General features: G+C 62.0%; 14 protein-coding genes. 6 read left to right on the forward strand and 8 right to left on the reverse strand.

Annotation, left to right across the window (positions count from 1 at the left end):
- Window positions 1-23: 23 nt before the first annotated feature.
- The gene (locus BJ994_RS10090) at window positions 24-575 is read right to left on the reverse strand and encodes a hypothetical protein (RefSeq protein ID WP_167993783.1); all 552 of its coding nucleotides are present in this window, start codon (window positions 573-575) and stop codon (window positions 24-26) included.
- A gap of 118 nt (window positions 576-693) precedes the next feature.
- Between BJ994_RS10090 and BJ994_RS10095 the strand changes: the two genes are divergently transcribed.
- Window positions 694-1,425 carry a LysM peptidoglycan-binding domain-containing protein gene (locus BJ994_RS10095; RefSeq protein ID WP_209066770.1) on the forward strand — a complete coding sequence of 244 codons (732 nt, stop codon included), beginning with the start codon at window positions 694-696 and terminating at the stop codon, window positions 1,423-1,425.
- Window positions 1,426-1,443: 18 nt separating this feature from the next.
- Complete coding sequence (locus BJ994_RS10100; RefSeq protein ID WP_167993787.1) at window positions 1,444-1,989, forward strand: Rv3235 family protein; 546 nt, start codon at window positions 1,444-1,446, stop codon at window positions 1,987-1,989.
- A 36-nt stretch (window positions 1,990-2,025) separates the two neighbouring features.
- On the opposite strand, the gene secA is transcribed toward BJ994_RS10100, so the two are convergent.
- The 7 genes from secA to mtrA all read right to left on the reverse strand — a co-directional run bounded on the left by secA (window position 2,026) and on the right by mtrA (window position 12,077).
- The gene (gene secA, locus BJ994_RS10105; RefSeq protein WP_167993788.1) at window positions 2,026-4,764 is read right to left on the reverse strand and encodes a preprotein translocase subunit SecA; all 2,739 of its coding nucleotides are present in this window, start codon (window positions 4,762-4,764) and stop codon (window positions 2,026-2,028) included.
- On the reverse strand, window positions 4,748-6,064 hold the full coding sequence (locus BJ994_RS10110) for a winged helix-turn-helix domain-containing protein (RefSeq protein WP_167993789.1): 1,317 nt from the start codon (window positions 6,062-6,064) through the stop codon (window positions 4,748-4,750). The genes secA and BJ994_RS10110 overlap by 17 nt, the downstream gene beginning before the upstream one ends.
- A 28-nt stretch (window positions 6,065-6,092) precedes the next feature.
- Window positions 6,093-6,818: a ribosome hibernation-promoting factor, HPF/YfiA family gene (gene hpf / locus BJ994_RS10115; RefSeq protein WP_167993790.1), complete on the reverse strand. Its 726-nt coding sequence runs from the start codon at window positions 6,816-6,818 to the stop codon at window positions 6,093-6,095.
- A 188-nt stretch (window positions 6,819-7,006) separates the two neighbouring features.
- Window positions 7,007-7,882: a phosphoribosyltransferase family protein gene (locus BJ994_RS10120; RefSeq protein WP_167993791.1), complete on the reverse strand. Its 876-nt coding sequence runs from the start codon at window positions 7,880-7,882 to the stop codon at window positions 7,007-7,009.
- A gap of 82 nt (window positions 7,883-7,964) precedes the next feature.
- Window positions 7,965-9,674: an LpqB family beta-propeller domain-containing protein gene (locus tag BJ994_RS10125; RefSeq protein ID WP_167993792.1), complete on the reverse strand. Its 1,710-nt coding sequence runs from the start codon at window positions 9,672-9,674 to the stop codon at window positions 7,965-7,967.
- Window positions 9,671-11,353 carry an MtrAB system histidine kinase MtrB gene (gene mtrB / locus BJ994_RS10130; RefSeq protein WP_342450446.1) on the reverse strand — a complete coding sequence of 561 codons (1,683 nt, stop codon included), beginning with the start codon at window positions 11,351-11,353 and terminating at the stop codon, window positions 9,671-9,673. Before mtrB ends, BJ994_RS10125 begins: the two co-directional genes overlap by 4 nt.
- A gap of 46 nt (window positions 11,354-11,399) precedes the next feature.
- Window positions 11,400-12,077, reverse strand: a complete 678-nt coding sequence (mtrA, locus tag BJ994_RS10135; RefSeq protein ID WP_167993794.1) for an MtrAB system response regulator MtrA — start codon at window positions 12,075-12,077, stop codon at window positions 11,400-11,402.
- A gap of 243 nt (window positions 12,078-12,320) precedes the next feature.
- Between mtrA and BJ994_RS10140 the strand changes: the two genes are divergently transcribed.
- Genes BJ994_RS10140 through BJ994_RS10155 form a run of 4 tightly spaced genes read left to right on the forward strand, consistent with a single transcriptional unit; the run spans window position 12,321 to window position 16,542 of the window.
- Window positions 12,321-13,550, forward strand: a complete 1,230-nt coding sequence (locus tag BJ994_RS10140) for a DUF7847 domain-containing protein (protein WP_167993796.1) — start codon at window positions 12,321-12,323, stop codon at window positions 13,548-13,550.
- Window positions 13,551-13,556: 6 nt separating this feature from the next.
- Window positions 13,557-14,237: a DUF4129 domain-containing protein gene (locus BJ994_RS10145; protein ID WP_167993798.1), complete on the forward strand. Its 681-nt coding sequence runs from the start codon at window positions 13,557-13,559 to the stop codon at window positions 14,235-14,237.
- A complete protein-coding gene (locus BJ994_RS10150; protein WP_209066772.1) occupies window positions 14,219-15,463 on the forward strand; it encodes a DUF4350 domain-containing protein in 1,245 nt (414 codons plus the stop codon). Before BJ994_RS10145 ends, BJ994_RS10150 begins: the two co-directional genes overlap by 19 nt.
- Entirely contained in the window at window positions 15,460-16,542 is a 1,083-nt protein-coding gene (locus BJ994_RS10155) for an AAA family ATPase (RefSeq protein ID WP_167993802.1), read from the forward strand. The genes BJ994_RS10150 and BJ994_RS10155 overlap by 4 nt, the downstream gene beginning before the upstream one ends.
- Window positions 16,543-16,552 lie beyond the last annotated feature (10 nt).

Genomic DNA, 16,552 nt, shown 5'->3' on the forward strand with positions numbered 1-16,552 from the left:
CCGTTAAGCCTCGCAGTTAGATGCTAGCTACGGGAGGATACGGCTGCTATACCGGCGAACGGGACCGCATATACAGCACCGACGCTGCCTGAGCGACGCTGCTCCCCAGGCAGCACGGCTGCAATTTCCATGAAGTCCTTGCCTACCCGGTCGATTGTGCCCTCGATGCAGGCACCGGCGTCGGCGCTATGCACCACCACATGGCTCCGATCACGGGCAAGGGTTCTCAGGGCTGAAGCCAGGCCCAGCGCGGACTGCACCCTGGAAGTATCCCCGAGCACCTTCCTCCCCAGTCCCTCAACGAGCTGAACAGCCGCTAGAGGGATAACGACGTCGCCGGTCGCCTTACTGAGCACCACCCATTCGGACCCTACATGGGTCAACTCACCGTCGAACAGAACGCCCCCTGAGACCCTGATTCTCAGGATCAGCCCCAGCTGCCCCCGCAAGCGGTCTATCAGCAGTATGCCCGCCTGCTCGAGCCGGACGCGGTCGGCAATTTCTGACTCCTCCGCCAGCCGTTCAGACGCAGCAAACTGAACCTCAAGGTCATCGAACAACGCTCTCCATCGCACTGGGCAACCCTATGGGTCGCTCATATGCGGGTCAAGAGTGGACATTGAACTTCATTGAGTGTAGACAAGTGATGTCAAACTGTTTAAAACACGTCAAATGACATTAAACGAGGATAAAATGGTCCAGAAGACAGATGTGGCAATGGCGTTGGGCGTACTTCTGCTCGGCGCTGGGCTCTACTTCATCGGGGGTTCACTGGCAGCCTTTCTGCATCGGAGCACCAATGAGCCGGGCGTGGAGAATCTGGTCGGCCTCGCGGTAAGCATTCTGGGCCTGGTGGTGCTGGCCTGGTGGGCACTTACATTCTGCATTGCCCTGATCGCGGAAATCCTGTCGCGGCGCGGCCTGCACCAGGCAGCAACGCGTACCGGATCCTTTTCACCCGCGTTCATGCGCACCCTGGCGTGCGCGGTGCTGGGGTTCAACCTATTCGCTGTGCCAGCAGCCCATGCAGATACGCCGGCTCCGGCCAGCGTGGCGGTTGCTAAGGAGGCTCAGCAGGCCCAGGCCGCGGAGGATGCTACGGCGCTCAGTCCACTGTGGGCTACCGCAGGAGAACCGCATGCACCGGAGCCTCTGTGGCAGCCGACAGCACCTCCGGCAGACGGGGGCCTTCTGGTGAAGGCTGACCGCGCTGCCGCGCCCAGTGCAACAAACACAGCTGAAGTCATCGTGCAACCGGGTGATTCGCTGTGGTCAATAGCTGCGAAGCATCTCGGCCCGACGGCATCCGAAGCTGAAGTGGCCAAAGCCTGGCCGCGGTGGTTCGCGGCTAACAAGCAGGTAATCGGTGAGCAACCCGATCTTCTCCTACCCGGCCAAGTTCTCTACGCACCAACAGGATCCTAGGCAAAGCGAGGAATTCACATGAGTATGATCGCCCGTCTGAGCCTGGCCGCCGGCTATGGGGCTCTGGCATCTGCCAGCGGCGCACCCAGGCCGGTCCTGCCGAGGCCTGCGCACACCGGACCCCGCGACGACACCTCGGTCGTGGTTCCATTGACTCGGCCTGCCGCACCCGCTCCTAGTCCGGAGCCCGAGATTCCTGAGGAACTCGAAGCAGTTGCACGCAAAGTCGCCCGCGGCGCTCTTGAGGTGCTGGGCGGCACGAGGCCACTGCAGCAGATGGCTCGCCTACTGGATGCCCGAAGCTACGAGCGCCTTCAGTTGCGGGCTAACCTGGTGCGCAGCGTTGAGCAATCAAACGACCAGATTGGGAAGGGACCGTCCAGCACCAATACGATGCGTCTTCACCGCAACGTCATGATCCGTACAGTCCGAATCTGTGCCATCTCTGAGACCATATTCGAAGCCTCCGTGGTCGCAGCCGAGCAGCGAAGAGCACGCGCTATCGCCCTACGCATTGAGCGGTGGCGGGGACAATGGCGGGTAACCGAGATGCAGGTAGGCTGACGCCGTCCCAACCACAGGAACGGCGTCAGTATTGAACTACTTGCGGCGACGCTTGGCTGATGCCCGTTGAGCGGAGCGGGTTTCCTTACCCGTGTCCGGAGTGGATTCATTACGACGGCGTTCCACCCTCGTCTCAACCTCGCCCTGCGCATTTGGAGCGCTGAAATTCAGGCTCGCAGGGCGCTCCGGCGCTTCAAGTCCGGCCGCTTTGATGGTCGGCGTATCCACCAGGCCGCGGCCATCAGCTACCCCCGGAAGGCCTGTCTGTTGGGCCGGCGTCACCTCAACCTCAAGATTGAAGATATAGCCAATGCTTTCCTCGCGGATAGCTTCCATCATGGCCTGGAACAGCACGAATCCCTCGCGCTGGTACTCCACCAGCGGATCGCGTTGGGCCATGGCCCGGAGACCGATGCCTTCCTTCAGGTAGTCCATCTCATAGAGGTGCTCCTGCCACTTTCGTCCGATGACCGAGAGCACAACCCGGCGCTCCAGCTCACGCATCGATTTTTCGCCGAGCACGGTCTCCCGCTGCTGGTACGCGAGCTTCGCGTCAGAAAGAATCTCGGCATGGAGGAAGTCCCTCGTGACCTTTGACTTCCCGCCGGCTTCCTCAATCACCTCATCGATGGTCAGGTTGATGGGATACAGGGTCTTGAGGTTGGTCCAAAGCTGTTCGTAGTCCCAGTCATCGCCGTGTCCCTGCACTGTCGCTTCGTCGACCATCGCCGTTACAACGTCCTCAAGGAAGTGAGCGACCTTCTCGTGCAGGTCATCGCCCTCCAGGATTCGCCGCCGATCGCTATAGATCGCCTCGCGCTGACGGTTAAGGACGTCGTCGTACTTCAGGACGTTCTTCCGCTGTTCGGCGTTACGGCCCTCAACCTGCCCTTGGGCGTTCTCGATCGCCTTCGAAACCATTTTCGACTCGAGAGCCACATCATCAGGCATGGTCGAGCTGTTCATGATGCGCTCGGCCGCACCTGAATTGAACAGCCGCATCAAATCATCGGTCAGCGAAAGATAGAATCGCGATGCCCCGGGGTCGCCCTGGCGCCCTGAACGGCCCCTCAACTGGTTATCGATTCGCCGGGATTCGTGGCGCTCGGTACCGAGCACATAGAGACCGCCGAGCTCGCGCACCTCGTCCTGCTCGGTCTGTACGGATTCTTTCGCCACAGCCAACGCTTTCGGCCATTCAGCCTCGTACTCGTCCGGGTTTTCGGCAGGGTGAAGGCCCTTTTTTTCCATCGCAGTGACCGCGTTGAACTCCGCGTTGCCGCCGAGCATGATGTCCGTACCGCGACCGGCCATGTTGGTTGCAACCGTGACCGCGCCCTTTCGACCGGCCTGAGCGACGATCGCCGCTTCCCGCGCATGGTTCTTTGCGTTCAGCACTTCGTGACGGATGCCTGCCTTCGCCAGCTGCTTGGACAGGTACTCGCTCTTTTCGACAGAGGTGGTGCCGACGAGAACCGGCTGACCCAGTTCATGGCGTTCCGCGATGTCCTTGACGACCGCCTCGAACTTGGCGATTTCATTCTTGTAGATCAGGTCCGAGCGATCATCACGGATCATCGGCATGTTGGTCGGAATGGGAACGACGCCAAGTTTGTAGGTACCCATGAACTCCGCAGCTTCTGTTTCAGCGGTGCCGGTCATGCCGGACAACTTCTCATACAGGCGGAAGTAGTTCTGCAGGGTCACGGTGGCGAGCGTCTGGTTCTCGGCCTTGATCTCGACGCCTTCCTTCGCCTCGATCGCCTGGTGCATGCCTTCGTTATAACGCCGGCCGGCGAGGATTCGGCCCGTGTGCTCGTCGACGATCATGACCTCGCCGTTGAGGACCACGTAGTCCTTGTCGCGCTTGAACAGTTCCTTGGCCTTAATGGCGTTATTGAGGAATCCGATCAGGGGCGTGTTCGCCGACTCATACAGGTTCTGGATGCCGAGGTAATCCTCAACCTTCTCGATTCCACCTTCCAGCACGCCGACTGTCCGCTTTTTCTCGTCGACCTCATAGTCGGTCTCCCGCGTCAGCCGGGTAACAACCTTGGAGAATTCGGTGTACCAACGGTTGACGTCACCGGATGCCTGCCCCGAGATAATGAGGGGCGTGCGGGCTTCGTCGATCAGGATGGAGTCGACCTCGTCAACGATGGCGAAGTTGTGTCCGCGCTGCACCAGCTCAGTTGCGCTCCAGGCCATGTTGTCGCGCAGGTAATCGAACCCAAACTCGTTGTTGGTTCCATAAGTTATGTCGGAAGCGTACTGTTCGCGGCGCGTAGCCGGGTCCTGCTTCGAGAGGATGCATCCACAGCTCATGCCGAGGAAACGGAAGACGCGGCCCATGAGGTCGGACTGGTACTCCGCGAGGTAATCGTTGGTCGTGACGATATGAACGCCATTACCTGTCAGCGCGTTGAGGTAGGCGGGCGCCGTGGCAACAAGGGTTTTACCCTCACCGGTCTTCATCTCGGCGATGTTGCCAAGGTGAAGGGCCGCTCCACCCATGAGCTGAACGTCGAAGTGCCGAAGGCCGAGGGTTCGGCTTGAAGCTTCCCTTACGGCAGCGAATGCCTCCGGCAGCAGCGCCTCCAGCGTGTCGCCGTCCTTGTAGCGCTGCTTGAGCTTCTCTGTTTCTCCCCGCAGCTCCTCGTCGCTGAGGCCGCGGAACTCGTCCTCCAGGACGTTGATCGCATCGGCGTAATTGCGGAGTTGTTTCAGTGTCTTCTTATCGCCGGTACGTAGGACTCGTTCAAGAAGTGATGGCACTGGTTTTTGCTCCCAATCTAGGTACGCCGCTTTCTGGCGAGTTCAGTCTACGTGAGAGACGTACTGTCCCCCGATTTAGTTCCCAGCCATACTTGCCGACCATCAAGGCTCCCAGCTCCGCCGAGAGGTCGCCACGCTCTTCCACGACAACCTGGCTGAGCCCCAACCACCGCGCCATGAGCGTCAGTTCCTCGGCCAGTTCGACGCCGGTATCTGGCGGCATCGACAACTCGCCGTGCGCAGCCCGCACCAGGAGCCGGCCGGAGGGACGGTCCGCCTTCAGGTCCACCCGCGCAACCATTTGATCGCGCAGCAGGAAGGGCAGGACGTAGTAACCGAATTGCCGTTTCTGAGCGGGCGTGTAAATTTCGATGCGATAGTGAAAGCCGAAGAGCGCCAAGAGCCGTCGCCGTTCGAAAACCATGGAATCGAAAGGGCTCAGCAGCGCACGACCGTCGGCTGACCGCGGAAGAATGGACCCGGCGAAGCGGTACGCAGGCTGAGACCAGCCCTGCACGCTGACCGGAACCAGCGTGCCGCGCTGCACCAAAGTATGGATTGCGGCCGTTGTCGGCTTGATGGGTGTCCGGAAATAGTCTGCTATACAACGCACCATTCCGATGCCCAGCGCTTTAGCTGCACGTTCGGCAAGGTGGAGATAGGCCTCCTCGGCGGACACATCCACCTGGGCACGGACCAGATCCGGCATGACCTTCCCGGTGAGCGTGTAACGTCTCTCAAACTGTGGTGTCCTTCCCGCCGATGTCACGAGCCCGTGCTGGAACAGGTCCTCCAATACCCGTTTGACCGAGGACCAGTTCCAGCCCCACTGGTCCGAGGTTCTATCCTCGACGTGGCCGATTCGGTCCTGTACCTGCGCAGCTGTGAGCGGCCTGGATCTCTCCAGCAGTTCCAGAATGCGTGAGCTCAGCGACTCCGTCAGTTCCTCCGGAAGGGAGGAAGCGCTGGCCCACTTTCGGCTCTGAACGGTCAGCAGATAGGGGAAGAGGGCCGGTCGGATGAAACTCGCCTCATGCGCCCAGTACTCGACGAGCCGACGCGGCGACTGCCCGGCCATACGGTCCAGCAACGCGCGGTCGTATGCGCCGGCCCGCGCGAAGACCGGGAGGTAGTGGCTACGGGCCAATACGTTGACGGAGTCAATCTGCAGGAGCTGGATTCGCTCAAGGATACGGCCCACCTCCCGCGTTCCCGCGGGCTGGGTGGACCGTACTCTTGACAGTCCCTGGGCCTCCAAGGCGATCCGACGTGCCTGAGGGAGGGTCAGGGTCGAGGTCATTGCTCGATCATAGATGCCGCTTCGGGAATCAAGCCGTAGCCGATTCGCGCGACCGGTAGGCGACGAGCTCCTCGTGCGGGTCTTCCTCGCCGTCTGCGCACTTCGAGTCAAGGGTGATGACGCCATAGGTCCAACCCTGACGCCTGTAGACCACCGATGGGGCTCCTGTCAGCGAATCCACGAAGAGGTAGAAATCGTGTCCCACAAGTTCCATGTTGTCGACCGCGTCATCCAGGCTCATCGGCGTTCCCGAGAACACTTTCCTGCGGATCAATACCGGCGAATCCCCGGCCGGTACATCGTCCGCTACCTCATAGCCGGACTGCTCAGCGGTGTCGGTACCGGAGCTTCCGGTGTGGTTCGACGATTCGGCGTAGATGGGCTGACTCGTGCTGGCCGGTTCCAAACCGGCCGTCGCAACACGCACGGCAACCGGCGTGTGCCGTCCGTGGTGCACCTTGCGCCGGTCCCGTGCGCGGCGAAGCCTTTCCAGCAGTTTGCTGTAAGCGAGATCGAACGCCGCGAACTTGTCTGCGGCTGACGCTTCGGCCCGGATAACCGGACCCCGTCCCATCACCGTAAGCTCAACGGTGAGCGCGCTGTCCGCCTGACGCGCATTTGGCTCTTTGGTTACCTTCGCGTCGAGCCTTTGGACCTTGTCCCCCAGCTGTTCGATTTTGTCGATCTTTTCTTCCGCGTACTCGCGGAACCGGTCGGAAACCGCCAGGTTTCTCCCGTTGATCATGAATTCCATTAGTGCCCTCCAAAATCGCTTAGGTGACACAACAGCGGCCGAGGATGTTCTCCTTCCAGCCGCTGTCGACGGGTAACTGTCTTCGCTGCGATACCCATACTTCACGTTAGTTCACGTGATGTTTGAATTCACCCCTACCGGCGGGTTTTTTTCGGTGGGTTCGCTGGGAGTCCGCTGTCAGCTCTCAGTTAGCCCGTCGGGTCTTCCGTTTCACGTTCGCGGCGACCGCGAGGGGCTGGAGTTGCTGCGATAACGACGGCGCCCGCCACCGTGGCGTCCAGTCCGCGAAGTACCCTGGCGGTTTCCGCAATGGTGGAGCCGGTGGTCAGAACATCGTCAACGATCAGGCATGCACGCCCGCGGAGAACCCGTTGGTAAGCGGGAGCGGGCTCCATGCTCCACGCAACATTTGAACGCCGCCCTCGCCTCCCAAGTCCCTTCTGACCTGACTTCGCGATGTCGAAGATTGCACTCGCAGCGGGTGTACGCGCGTGTCGGACCGCCGGGACTACCACCGCACCGGCTGGTAACTCGCGGCGTCTCGCCAACCCGCCCAGCAGCAGTGCGAGTGGATCGTAGCCGCGGCGCCTGAATGAAGCACCCTTGCCGGGCACAGGAACCAGAACGACGTCGGCGGCATGGACGCAGAGAGACGCATTAGCTTCGTGCAGGGCTCCGGCAAGCGCAGCCTGCAGCCACCGCACCAGGTCCGTGTGCCCATGATTTTTGTACGCCAGCAACACAGCGGCGAGTGACTTCGCGTAACGGCCGGAGGCGATGACGGGTAAGGGCACGAAGTCTGAACCGTCCGCTCGTGGTCGGGAACCGCTGACTTCCGAGGCAGGCAGACCGTCGGCGCTCTCCTCCGCCCGAAATGGGCGGACCGTCATACGCCGAAATGTCTCGGTGCAGTCAGTACAGAGTGAGCTGTCCGGCTGTTCGCAGACGACGCATTCGGTAGGGAAGAGGAGCGACCAGAACTCGCCGAACGCTTCTCCGGTCTTCACCGGCCAGGGACGGAGCCGCAGTTCGTCGAATCTCGCAGCAAGTCGTTTCCAGAGCACCCTCCTCACTTTGCCGGATCGAAGCGTCGCGTCGCAGCGGACCTAGGCGCTATGTGGATAAGTCCACGGGACTTCGAAGCACCTAGCCGGGAAAGGCAGGGTCACGCGCCGGCACGTCCTGGTTGTTCCACGTGCTGCCTACCAGCTGCCAAATACTTCCGGCGCTCTGCGCGAACAGCGCGGTCGTCCCGCTTCCGGCGCTGATGTGTTCAATCGCGAGCGACGTTTCGTCTTGTGGGGGCTGAAAGTCGGTTGAGTCCCCTGCAAACGGGATGAGCGTCGCGACGACGGGATCGTCACTGGATGTCTGCGCGACGAGAACTGAGGTTTCCGACACCCACTTTGCCGCGTTGACCGGTCCGGACGCGTCGAGAGAGATTGGCTCGCTGAGGCTCTGCGGCACGCCCTCTTCCGTCCGGCTGACACCGGAGAGAAGAACTTGGCTCTGACCTGACTGCTGGGACACAATCAGGGCCCTAGCACCGTCTCGTGAGATACGGATTTCACTGATGGTCCGATCTCCAAGCCACGGGGCAAGAACCTGTACTGCGTCGCCCTCGTTCCCACCGGGCGGAATGGCGCGTACATAGGACGACTCGTTGCTGGTCCCTGCTGTCCAGAGCCAACCAGTGGGGTCGAAGCTCGGCGCAGTCAAATTGGAGCCACTGAGTACCGTCCTCACCGCCTCCCCCTCACCAGTCGCGAACAACTGCGTTCGAGCGGCGTTGAGGAAAGCGAAGCTTCTGGTGCTGCCGTAGGACATCGCCGGATCGATCGGCTCCAGCGTGGCGATGGAAGGCACGTCCTCGACCGGCCTCAGCGCCCCGCCTTCGAGATAGACCAGCTCGTTTTCCGAGATGGCGACCTGCTGACTTCCCACGGCCTGGTCCCGAATCGTATTCAGGTTCGCGTCGGAATCCGCGAGAGACAGAGTGCCTGATCTCAGCTCGACCGAATTTACCGTATCGAGCGCAGTCAGCGTCACCTCGAGTTGCTGCTCCATCTGCTGGCGCTGAAGGTCATCTGTGCTGTCCAGAATCTCTTCAGTCAAATCGACGGTAGCGGTACCCGATTCGATGGGAACCGATTCGACCGCCAACGCCGCGTTCTCCGGGAACGCGCTGATCACGGCGCCTTGCAGATACGGTGCGGGACCATTGATGAGTGCTTGCGCAATATTCGAAGCAATCCCCTGACGGTTGACGAACCAGCGAACGTCCGGCACCCAGAACTCGCTGGTGCTGCTGTAGAAATACAGCTCGTGCGACTGCAGCAGATTCACCGCATCCGCGGTTGAGATCATGATCCCATTCGGAATTTCCGCGACACGCCACTCACCCTCCACCCGCTCCATCCGAACGGAGAGGGACTCAGTGCTTCCGGCGGGCACATTGCTACGTATTCCGGCTGCGTCAATGTAACCGGCTACCTCTACCTGTAGCTGCAACTGTCCGTCTGTAGGCGTGGGACTGACAATGGGGTCAGAGCGGTAGATAGTAATCTCTTCCTCCGGCTCCCAGGTCTGCGCAAGCGCCGGCGTAAGGTATTCTCTGGCGACGCTGAAGTTATCTGACACACCAACTCCTGCGAAAAGGAACCCCTCGAGCACTTCTGCCGCACTGGAACCTTCCCTGGGCGGAGGAGGATTATTCACGAATCCCCCGTCGTTCTCCGCCTCTGCGGTCGCCTCGATGGTACCGATGGGACCAGCCGTGGGAATTGACGAGCACGCGGTAAGGGCTCCCAGCAGGGCGAGAGCGATAACAAAGCGCGAGTTGCGCAGAAGCTTCACGATCGGTCTCCCCCTACTGCGCCGTGCAAAGTCGGAAGCGCGTCCGGCGCTGCCTGGTTGGCCTCAACCGGTCCAGGCGGAAGCGCTGCCTGTCGGGGAGGAAGCGGCAGGGGCGAGACTTTCAGCACCGCGTCTCGCCGTTTCGGCAGGGTCAGCCGGAAGCAGGACCCCTCCCCGGGCGACCCCCAGGCCTGCAGCCAGGCTCCATGCAGGCGGGCGTCCTCTGTGGCAATGGACAACCCCAGGCCGCTGCCCCCGGTTGTCCGAGCGCGCGCAGGGTCTGCGCGCCAGAACCGGTCGAATACCCGTGCCGCGTCCAGCGGGGACATTCCGATGCCATGGTCCCGTACGGCAACGGCAACCGCATCCGGGTTGGAAGCAATGTAGATATTGATGGGCTTGCCTTCGCCGTGTTCGAGCGCATTCAATACGAGATTACGCAGGATACGGTCTATCCGGCGCGGGTCCGCATCCACCACGCACTTGGTTTCGCTCGAGATGACAGTGATTTCCGACTTGTGGCTGTCTGCCAGGGGTTGCGCGCCATCGATAACGTGTTGCACGAGCTGAAAAATATCGGTGGGTTCCGCATCGAGAACTGCGGCGCCGGCATCAAACCGTGAAATTTCGAGCAGGTCTGCAAGGAGCGCCTGAAAGCGCTCAACCTGGTTGTAAAGGATCTCCGCTGAGCGTCGGTTCACGGGATCGAAGTCACGGCGCGCTTCGTGCAGGACTTCGGCCGCCATCCGCACCGTTGTGAGCGGCGTCCTGAGCTCATGGGACACGTCCGAAACGAATCGCTGTTGCATCTGCGAGAGCTGTGCGAGCTGCGTGATCTGGTCTTGGAGGCTCGCTGCCATGTGATTGAAGGAGGCGCCAAGCCGTGCTACCTCGTCCTCTCCCTGCGTCTCCATGCGTTCCTGCAGCTGGCCGGCAGCAAGTTTCTCCGATACCAGCGCCGCATGGCTGACCGGTCCCACCAGACTTCGGGTGACCAGCCAGACAATCGCGCCTATTGTCAGCAGCAGCAGCGTTCCACCGATCCAGATGACACCGTGTATGTAGTCGAGTGTCGCTTGCATCGAAGAAAGATCGTAGAGAAGGTACAGCGCATACTCTGTCTGCTCAGGTGGGAGGGTCACCTTCGTGCCGAAGGCGATTCCCGGCACGTTAAGTTCGGTTCCGCTTGCCGAGGTTGGCAAGCTGGTAGGAGACCAATACTGTGCATCGCCTGTCCTGACCGCCTGGATCAGCTGGTCGGGAATCGCCGCTGACTCTGTGAGGTCGTTACTTCCGAACGGGGAAATGATGAAGTCGCTCGTTTGTTGTTCCGGCACGTCAGCCAGGATGAACTGACGGGGCGCGTCGGCGCCCCCGCCTTCCAGGCTCGGCAGGGTATCCCGTACGAGCTGGCCGGTATCTTCCTGACCAGTCACTGAAGTCTGAGCGAAAATCTGCTTCACTTCGCTCAGACCCTCGCTCGCCTCGGCCTTGAATTGATCCAGGCGTTCCTGGTAGAGACCGTTGGCAATCTGGCTGGAGAGGAAGGCACCGACAGCAACCAGCGCGACGGCAGTGAGCACCAGTGTGGACGTCACGGTCCGGAACAGCAGCGATCGTCGCCACCGACGCGCTACCCGCCCCGTGGCGGATCGGAACCCCCGCCACCCCCGTACCACGGCATCTGCCGCGGCACCGAAGGACTGGCTCACACGCCGCTTCAAATTACGCTTGTCCTGCCTTATATCCAACGCCTCGAACTGTGAGCACAATCTCCGGGGCCTCAGGATCGCGTTCGATCTTGGACCTCAGCCGCTGCACATGGACATTAACGAGCCGGGTGTCCGCAGCGTGCCGGTATCCCCAAACCTGCTCCAGCAGAAGTTCACGCGTGAACACCTGCCACGGTTTGCGGGCAAGCGCCACGAGCAGGTCGAATTCCAGCGGCGTCAGCGAAATACGCTCGCCTGCCCGGGTCACCGAGTGCCCCGCGACGTCGATGCTGACCTCGCCGATTCGCAGCGTTTCCGGTGCTTTCTGATCACCCGGCCGAAGGCGTGCACGCACGCGGGCGACCAGTTCCGCCGGTTTGAACGGCTTGGGCACGTAGTCATCAGCACCGGATTCAAGTCCTCGGACTACATCCGAGGTGTCCGACTTCGCGGTAAGCATGACGATCGGAAGGTCCGATTCGTTGCGGATCTGCCGGCACACTTCGATGCCGTCCACACCAGGCAACATCAAATCCAACAGCACAAGATCGGGCTTGGAACTTCGGAAGATCTCCAACGCCTGCGCGCCGTCGGCGCAGAACACCGGGTCGAACCCATCGTTGCGCAGTACGATACCGATCATCTCGGCCAGTGCTTCGTCGTCGTCTATGACCAGAATGCGTGCCTTCATGACTCCATGTTCTCCCATTGCCCCAACCAATGTCGCATTGGCGCGCTGGCGCACCAAGCACATCCGGCATCCCGCTGCGCTCCTGTCATCCTAGAGGACGATTACTGGCGGCCCCGGGTCAGGAACAATTGGGCCGGAGAACAGGAAAGACACTAAACGTCGGCGCCGGTAACTATAGTTCTAGATGAGCCAGGCGCAGTCGCTATAAAAGCAGTGGCAGCAAATGTATGTAAGGGGATCATCATGAGCGGGAACTTCCCGGGAGGAAAACCGGAAGACCGGCCATGGCAGCCTCCCTCCGGACCGCCACAGCATGGGCAGAACCAGCCGCCCCAACCACAGTGGGGCCAGAACCAGCCTTGGCCGTCTGAGCAGCCCGCCAATTCGGGTGCCCAGGGATGGCCGGCTTACCCGCCGGGCCGATTCCCGGGGTATCAGGCACCACCGAAACCTGGGATCATTCCGCTGCGTCCGCTCGGACTGGGCGAGATTCTCGACGGCGCTTTCCAAGCCTGCCGGCGCAACGCTCTTGCCACCTTCGGCTCGGCCATCCTCTTCCAGGTGATCGTCGGCATCATCACCGTTCTCCTGACTTTCGGGCTTACCGGATCGCTCGCGACGCTGGACCCGTTCACCGCTTCGACAGAGCAGACCGTAGGCCTGATTGCGTCATTCCTGTCTGTCGGCTCGGTTCTGATTCTCCTGACATCAGTAGGCGTGCTGATCCTCCAGGGAGTCCTGATCATCCCTATCGCAAGGGCCGTCCTGAACGAACGCACAGGGTTCAAAGCGCTGTGGAAACTCGCCGGGCGGCGTATCCTTCCACTGCTGGGGCTGGGAGCCATACTGTTCCTGATCTGGACCGTCTCGATCACCATCCTCGTGGTTATTTTTGTTGGCCTCGCGGTGGCGCTGGAGGAAGGTTCCATCGCAATCATCATCGTCGGAACACTGGCCGCCGTCGCGGTTGCCGCCTGGCTCAACGTCAAGTGGGTCATGGCGCCTGCGGCGCTGATGCTGGAAAATGTCGGGCCAATCGCCGCCCTTCGCAGATCCTGGACCCTCACCACCGGAAACTGGTGGCGTACGTTCGGCATCCTTATTCTCACCGCGATCATCGTTTCCGTCATCACTCAGATCGTCACCATGCCGATCTCCTTCCTTGGCTTCGGATTCGGGTCATTCACCACCGATCCTGCCTCCTTCGAGACCGGGATGGTCCAGTCACTGCCCCTGCTGCTGATCCTGCAGTCGATCACGGCCATATTCACAGCCATCGGATTTGCCTTCCAGGCCGGAGTAACGGCACTGCTTTACGTAGATCTCAGGATCCGGCGGGAAGGCTTCGACATCGTCCTGCTCCGGGAGAACGAGGCCCGCGCAACCGGCGTGTCCCACCCAATCCCGGGCCAGTCCGCCGGGCAATTCGGGCATCCCGGATCTGCGGGCCCTCCCTCACGGCCCGGGCCCTGAGTGCGCATGCAGAAAAACGTTATTGACTGGCCCGTATGGGCGGGCGTTCCGGTCCAGCCTGACGACGAGGAGGCCAGGCAACTTCTGCAGGAAGAGTTATCGAAACCGGTCTACCAGGAAGCCGAGCCCTCCCTGCTTGAGCGAATCTGGACTGAGATCCTCAACTGGCTTGGCGAACTCCTGGGACAGATCAGGGGCGTGGACGCCGGGCTGGGAACCATCCTGCTTGCCGTCGGCGCCGCCGTCGTCATCGTAATTGCCGTACTTCTCGTCCGTCCACGGCTGAATGCCCGCAGGAAGCGCTCCGGGCCTGCAGTGTTCGAACAGACATCCCGGCTCTCCGCGGAGGCGCACCGCGCACTCGCTGATGAAGCCGCGGCCGGAAGTAACTGGGATGAGGCGCTCACGGAAAGGTTCCGTGCCATCACGCGCTCCGCCGAGGAGCGGCTTGTCCTCGACGACCAGCCCGGCCGGACAGCCGGCGAAGTCGCCGACCGGCTGCAGGGCGCGTTCAGTGCATTCGAGACGGACATCTCCTGGTTGGCCTTACGCTTCAATGAAGTGCATTACGGCGCCCGGCCCGCGACCCCGAGCGATTACGAGCGGTCAGTCGCGCTGGACCGGAACCTGACGGTTTCCCAGCCCCAGTCCGCCCGTGCGACGGCTCAATGGGCGGCACCAGTATGAGCGAAACGACGACGACGGCGCCCCCTGCTTCGGCAGAACGGCAGCGCGATGCGGAGGTGATCGGCGACGGGGGAAGTGTGCGCCGCACCGTTACGAATCATCTGTCGCGGGCGCGTCCATGGCTCATCCTGGGCTCGCTGCTCGTCATCTCGGTGATCGTCGGCGCACTCGTTGCGACGTCGAACGACGGCACCCCGCTCTCCCCCAGTAACCCTGCACCGCAGGGCGCGCGAGCCACCGCCGAAGTGTTGAAGCGCAGCGGTATTGAGGTAATTCCGGCAACAACGTTGGAGCAGGCGCAGGAAGCCCTTGAGGGGCCAAGTGACACGCTCCTGCTTCATGACCCCAACGGCTGGCTGGGGCCCGATCAATTGGCGGATCTGGGCGCAGGGCTTGCCGACAGGGTTGTCCTGATCGAGCCGAGCTTACCTATCCTGAACGAGCTCGCCCCCGGCATCCGGTCCGCAGGGGTGGTACCGGAAACGATTACCGACCCGCTCACGGCGGAGTGTGCGAACGCTGACGCGCAAGCGGCCGAAACCACCAGTCCGGGCGGCCGCACGTATCGCGGTGACGTCACCTGCTTCCCTATTCCAACAGGTGGCGACGCCGAGGCAAGCGGTACGTTCGCTGCAACGACCGGCGGCAATGCGCTCGTCATCGGGAACGGCGCTGTCCTGAGCAACGAACTCGTCGATGAACACGGGAACGCGGCGTTATCTCTCAGAACACTCGGAAGTAATCCGACACTCGTCTGGTACCAGCCCACCGCCGAGGATGTACCGGCCGCTGCCGGACCAGTTGATCCTCTGAGCCTCCTGCCCGCTTTCGTGAACCCGTTGATGTTCTGGCTTCTGGTGACGGCGTTGTTGGCTATCCTGTGGCGCGGCCGCCGGCTCGGACCGCTGGTGACGGAGCCGTTGCCCGTCGTCGTACGTTCGGCGGAAACCGCGGCCGGACGGGCCCGGCTCTACCAGGACGCCAACGCCGTCGAGCATGCCGCGGACACACTGCGCGCCGGCACCCTCAACCGCCTGGCCGCGATGTTGCGGGTCCCGCAGTCCGGATCCCGATTCGAAGTGGTTGCCGCCGCGGCCCGAAAGTGTGGGCGCGACCATCAGGATGTGGACCGAATCCTTAATACCTTTACGCCACGCTCCGACGCGCAGCTGGTGCGCTGGAGCCAGGAACTGGAAGACCTCGAACAGGAGATCCGACGCGCATGAGTCAACAACACCCGTATCAGCCGGCACCCCCGTCCTACCGGCCGGGAGAAGCTCCGGCCAACAGTGACGCCCCGGACAGAGACGCCCCGGACAGAGATCCAGCCGCACCCGGCGCCGGGACCCGCACGACGGAGTCAGCTCGGGAAGCCCTTGTTGCTGTCCGCGACGAGGTGGCGAAGGCGGTCGTCGGGCAGGACGCCGCGGTGACCGGTCTTCTGATTGCCCTGCTGGCCAAGGGGCACGTCCTGCTCGAAGGTGTGCCCGGCGTAGCGAAGACCCTTCTGGTGCGCAGCCTCTCTGCTGCGCTCAGCCTGGATACCAAGCGGGTGCAATTTACTCCGGACCTGATGCCCGGTGATATCACGGGCTCACTGATCTTCGAGTCGCGGACTGCGGAGTTCACCTTCCGCGAGGGGCCGGTCTTCACCAACATCATGCTCGCTGACGAGATCAACCGGACGCCGCCGAAAACGCAGGCAGCACTTCTCGAAGCCATGGAAGAGCGTCAGGTCTCGGTCGACGGCGTAAGCCGTGCACTGCCGGATCCGTTCATCGTGGCCGCTACGCAGAACCCGGTGGAGTATGAGGGGACCTATCCACTGCCGGAAGCACAACTGGACCGGTTCCTGCTCAAGCTCACCCTCCCTCTACCGGAACGCGACGACGAGATCGAGGTGATCCGCCGCCACAGTGCCGGCTTCGATCCCCGGAACCTGTCCGGTGCCGGTGTCCGGGCGGTCGCGGGAGAGTCGGATCTGGCGAAGGCCCGGCAGGCGGTGCAGAGAGTGAACATTGCGCCCGAGGTGATCGGCTACATCGTGGATGTAGTGCGCGCGACCCGGTCGGCGCCGTCGTTCCAGTTGGGTGTCTCCCCACGTGGGGCAACGGCGCTGTTGAACACGTCGCGTGCATGGGCATGGCTCGCCGGACGCGACTTCGTCACGCCCGATGACGTGAAGGCCCTAACGCTCCCCGCCCTGCGGCACAGGGTGGCGCTGCGTCCGGAAGCCCAGATGGACGGTGTCAGCGTGGATAGCATACTCGGCAGCATCCTCGCCACAGTGCCGGTGCCCAGGTAACCCGTGGGCG

It is taken from the genome of Arthrobacter pigmenti, assembly GCF_011927905.1.
In the GTDB taxonomy this organism is placed as follows: domain Bacteria; phylum Actinomycetota; class Actinomycetes; order Actinomycetales; family Micrococcaceae; genus Arthrobacter_D; species Arthrobacter_D pigmenti.

What these genes read in the sequence shown, in the direction of transcription:
- BJ994_RS10110 (WP_167993789.1), bottom strand. Translation starts at nt 6,064, where the DNA reads ATGACCTCGACCCTGACCCTCCCTCAGGCACGTCGGATCGCCTTGGAG.
- mtrA (WP_167993794.1), bottom strand. Translation starts at nt 12,077, where the DNA reads ATGAAGGCACGCATTCTGGTCATAGACGACGACGAAGCACTGGCCGAG.
- BJ994_RS10140 (WP_167993796.1), top strand. Translation starts at nt 12,321, where the DNA reads ATGAGCGGGAACTTCCCGGGAGGAAAACCGGAAGACCGGCCATGGCAG.
- BJ994_RS10155 (WP_167993802.1), top strand. Translation starts at nt 15,460, where the DNA reads ATGAGTCAACAACACCCGTATCAGCCGGCACCCCCGTCCTACCGGCCG.
- BJ994_RS10095 (WP_209066770.1), top strand. Translation starts at nt 694, where the DNA reads ATGGTCCAGAAGACAGATGTGGCAATGGCGTTGGGCGTACTTCTGCTC.
- hpf (WP_167993790.1), bottom strand. Translation starts at nt 6,818, where the DNA reads ATGGAATTCATGATCAACGGGAGAAACCTGGCGGTTTCCGACCGGTTC.
- BJ994_RS10145 (WP_167993798.1), top strand. Translation starts at nt 13,557, where the DNA reads ATGCAGAAAAACGTTATTGACTGGCCCGTATGGGCGGGCGTTCCGGTC.
- BJ994_RS10150 (WP_209066772.1), top strand. Translation starts at nt 14,219, where the DNA reads ATGGGCGGCACCAGTATGAGCGAAACGACGACGACGGCGCCCCCTGCT.
- BJ994_RS10100 (WP_167993787.1), top strand. Translation starts at nt 1,444, where the DNA reads ATGAGTATGATCGCCCGTCTGAGCCTGGCCGCCGGCTATGGGGCTCTG.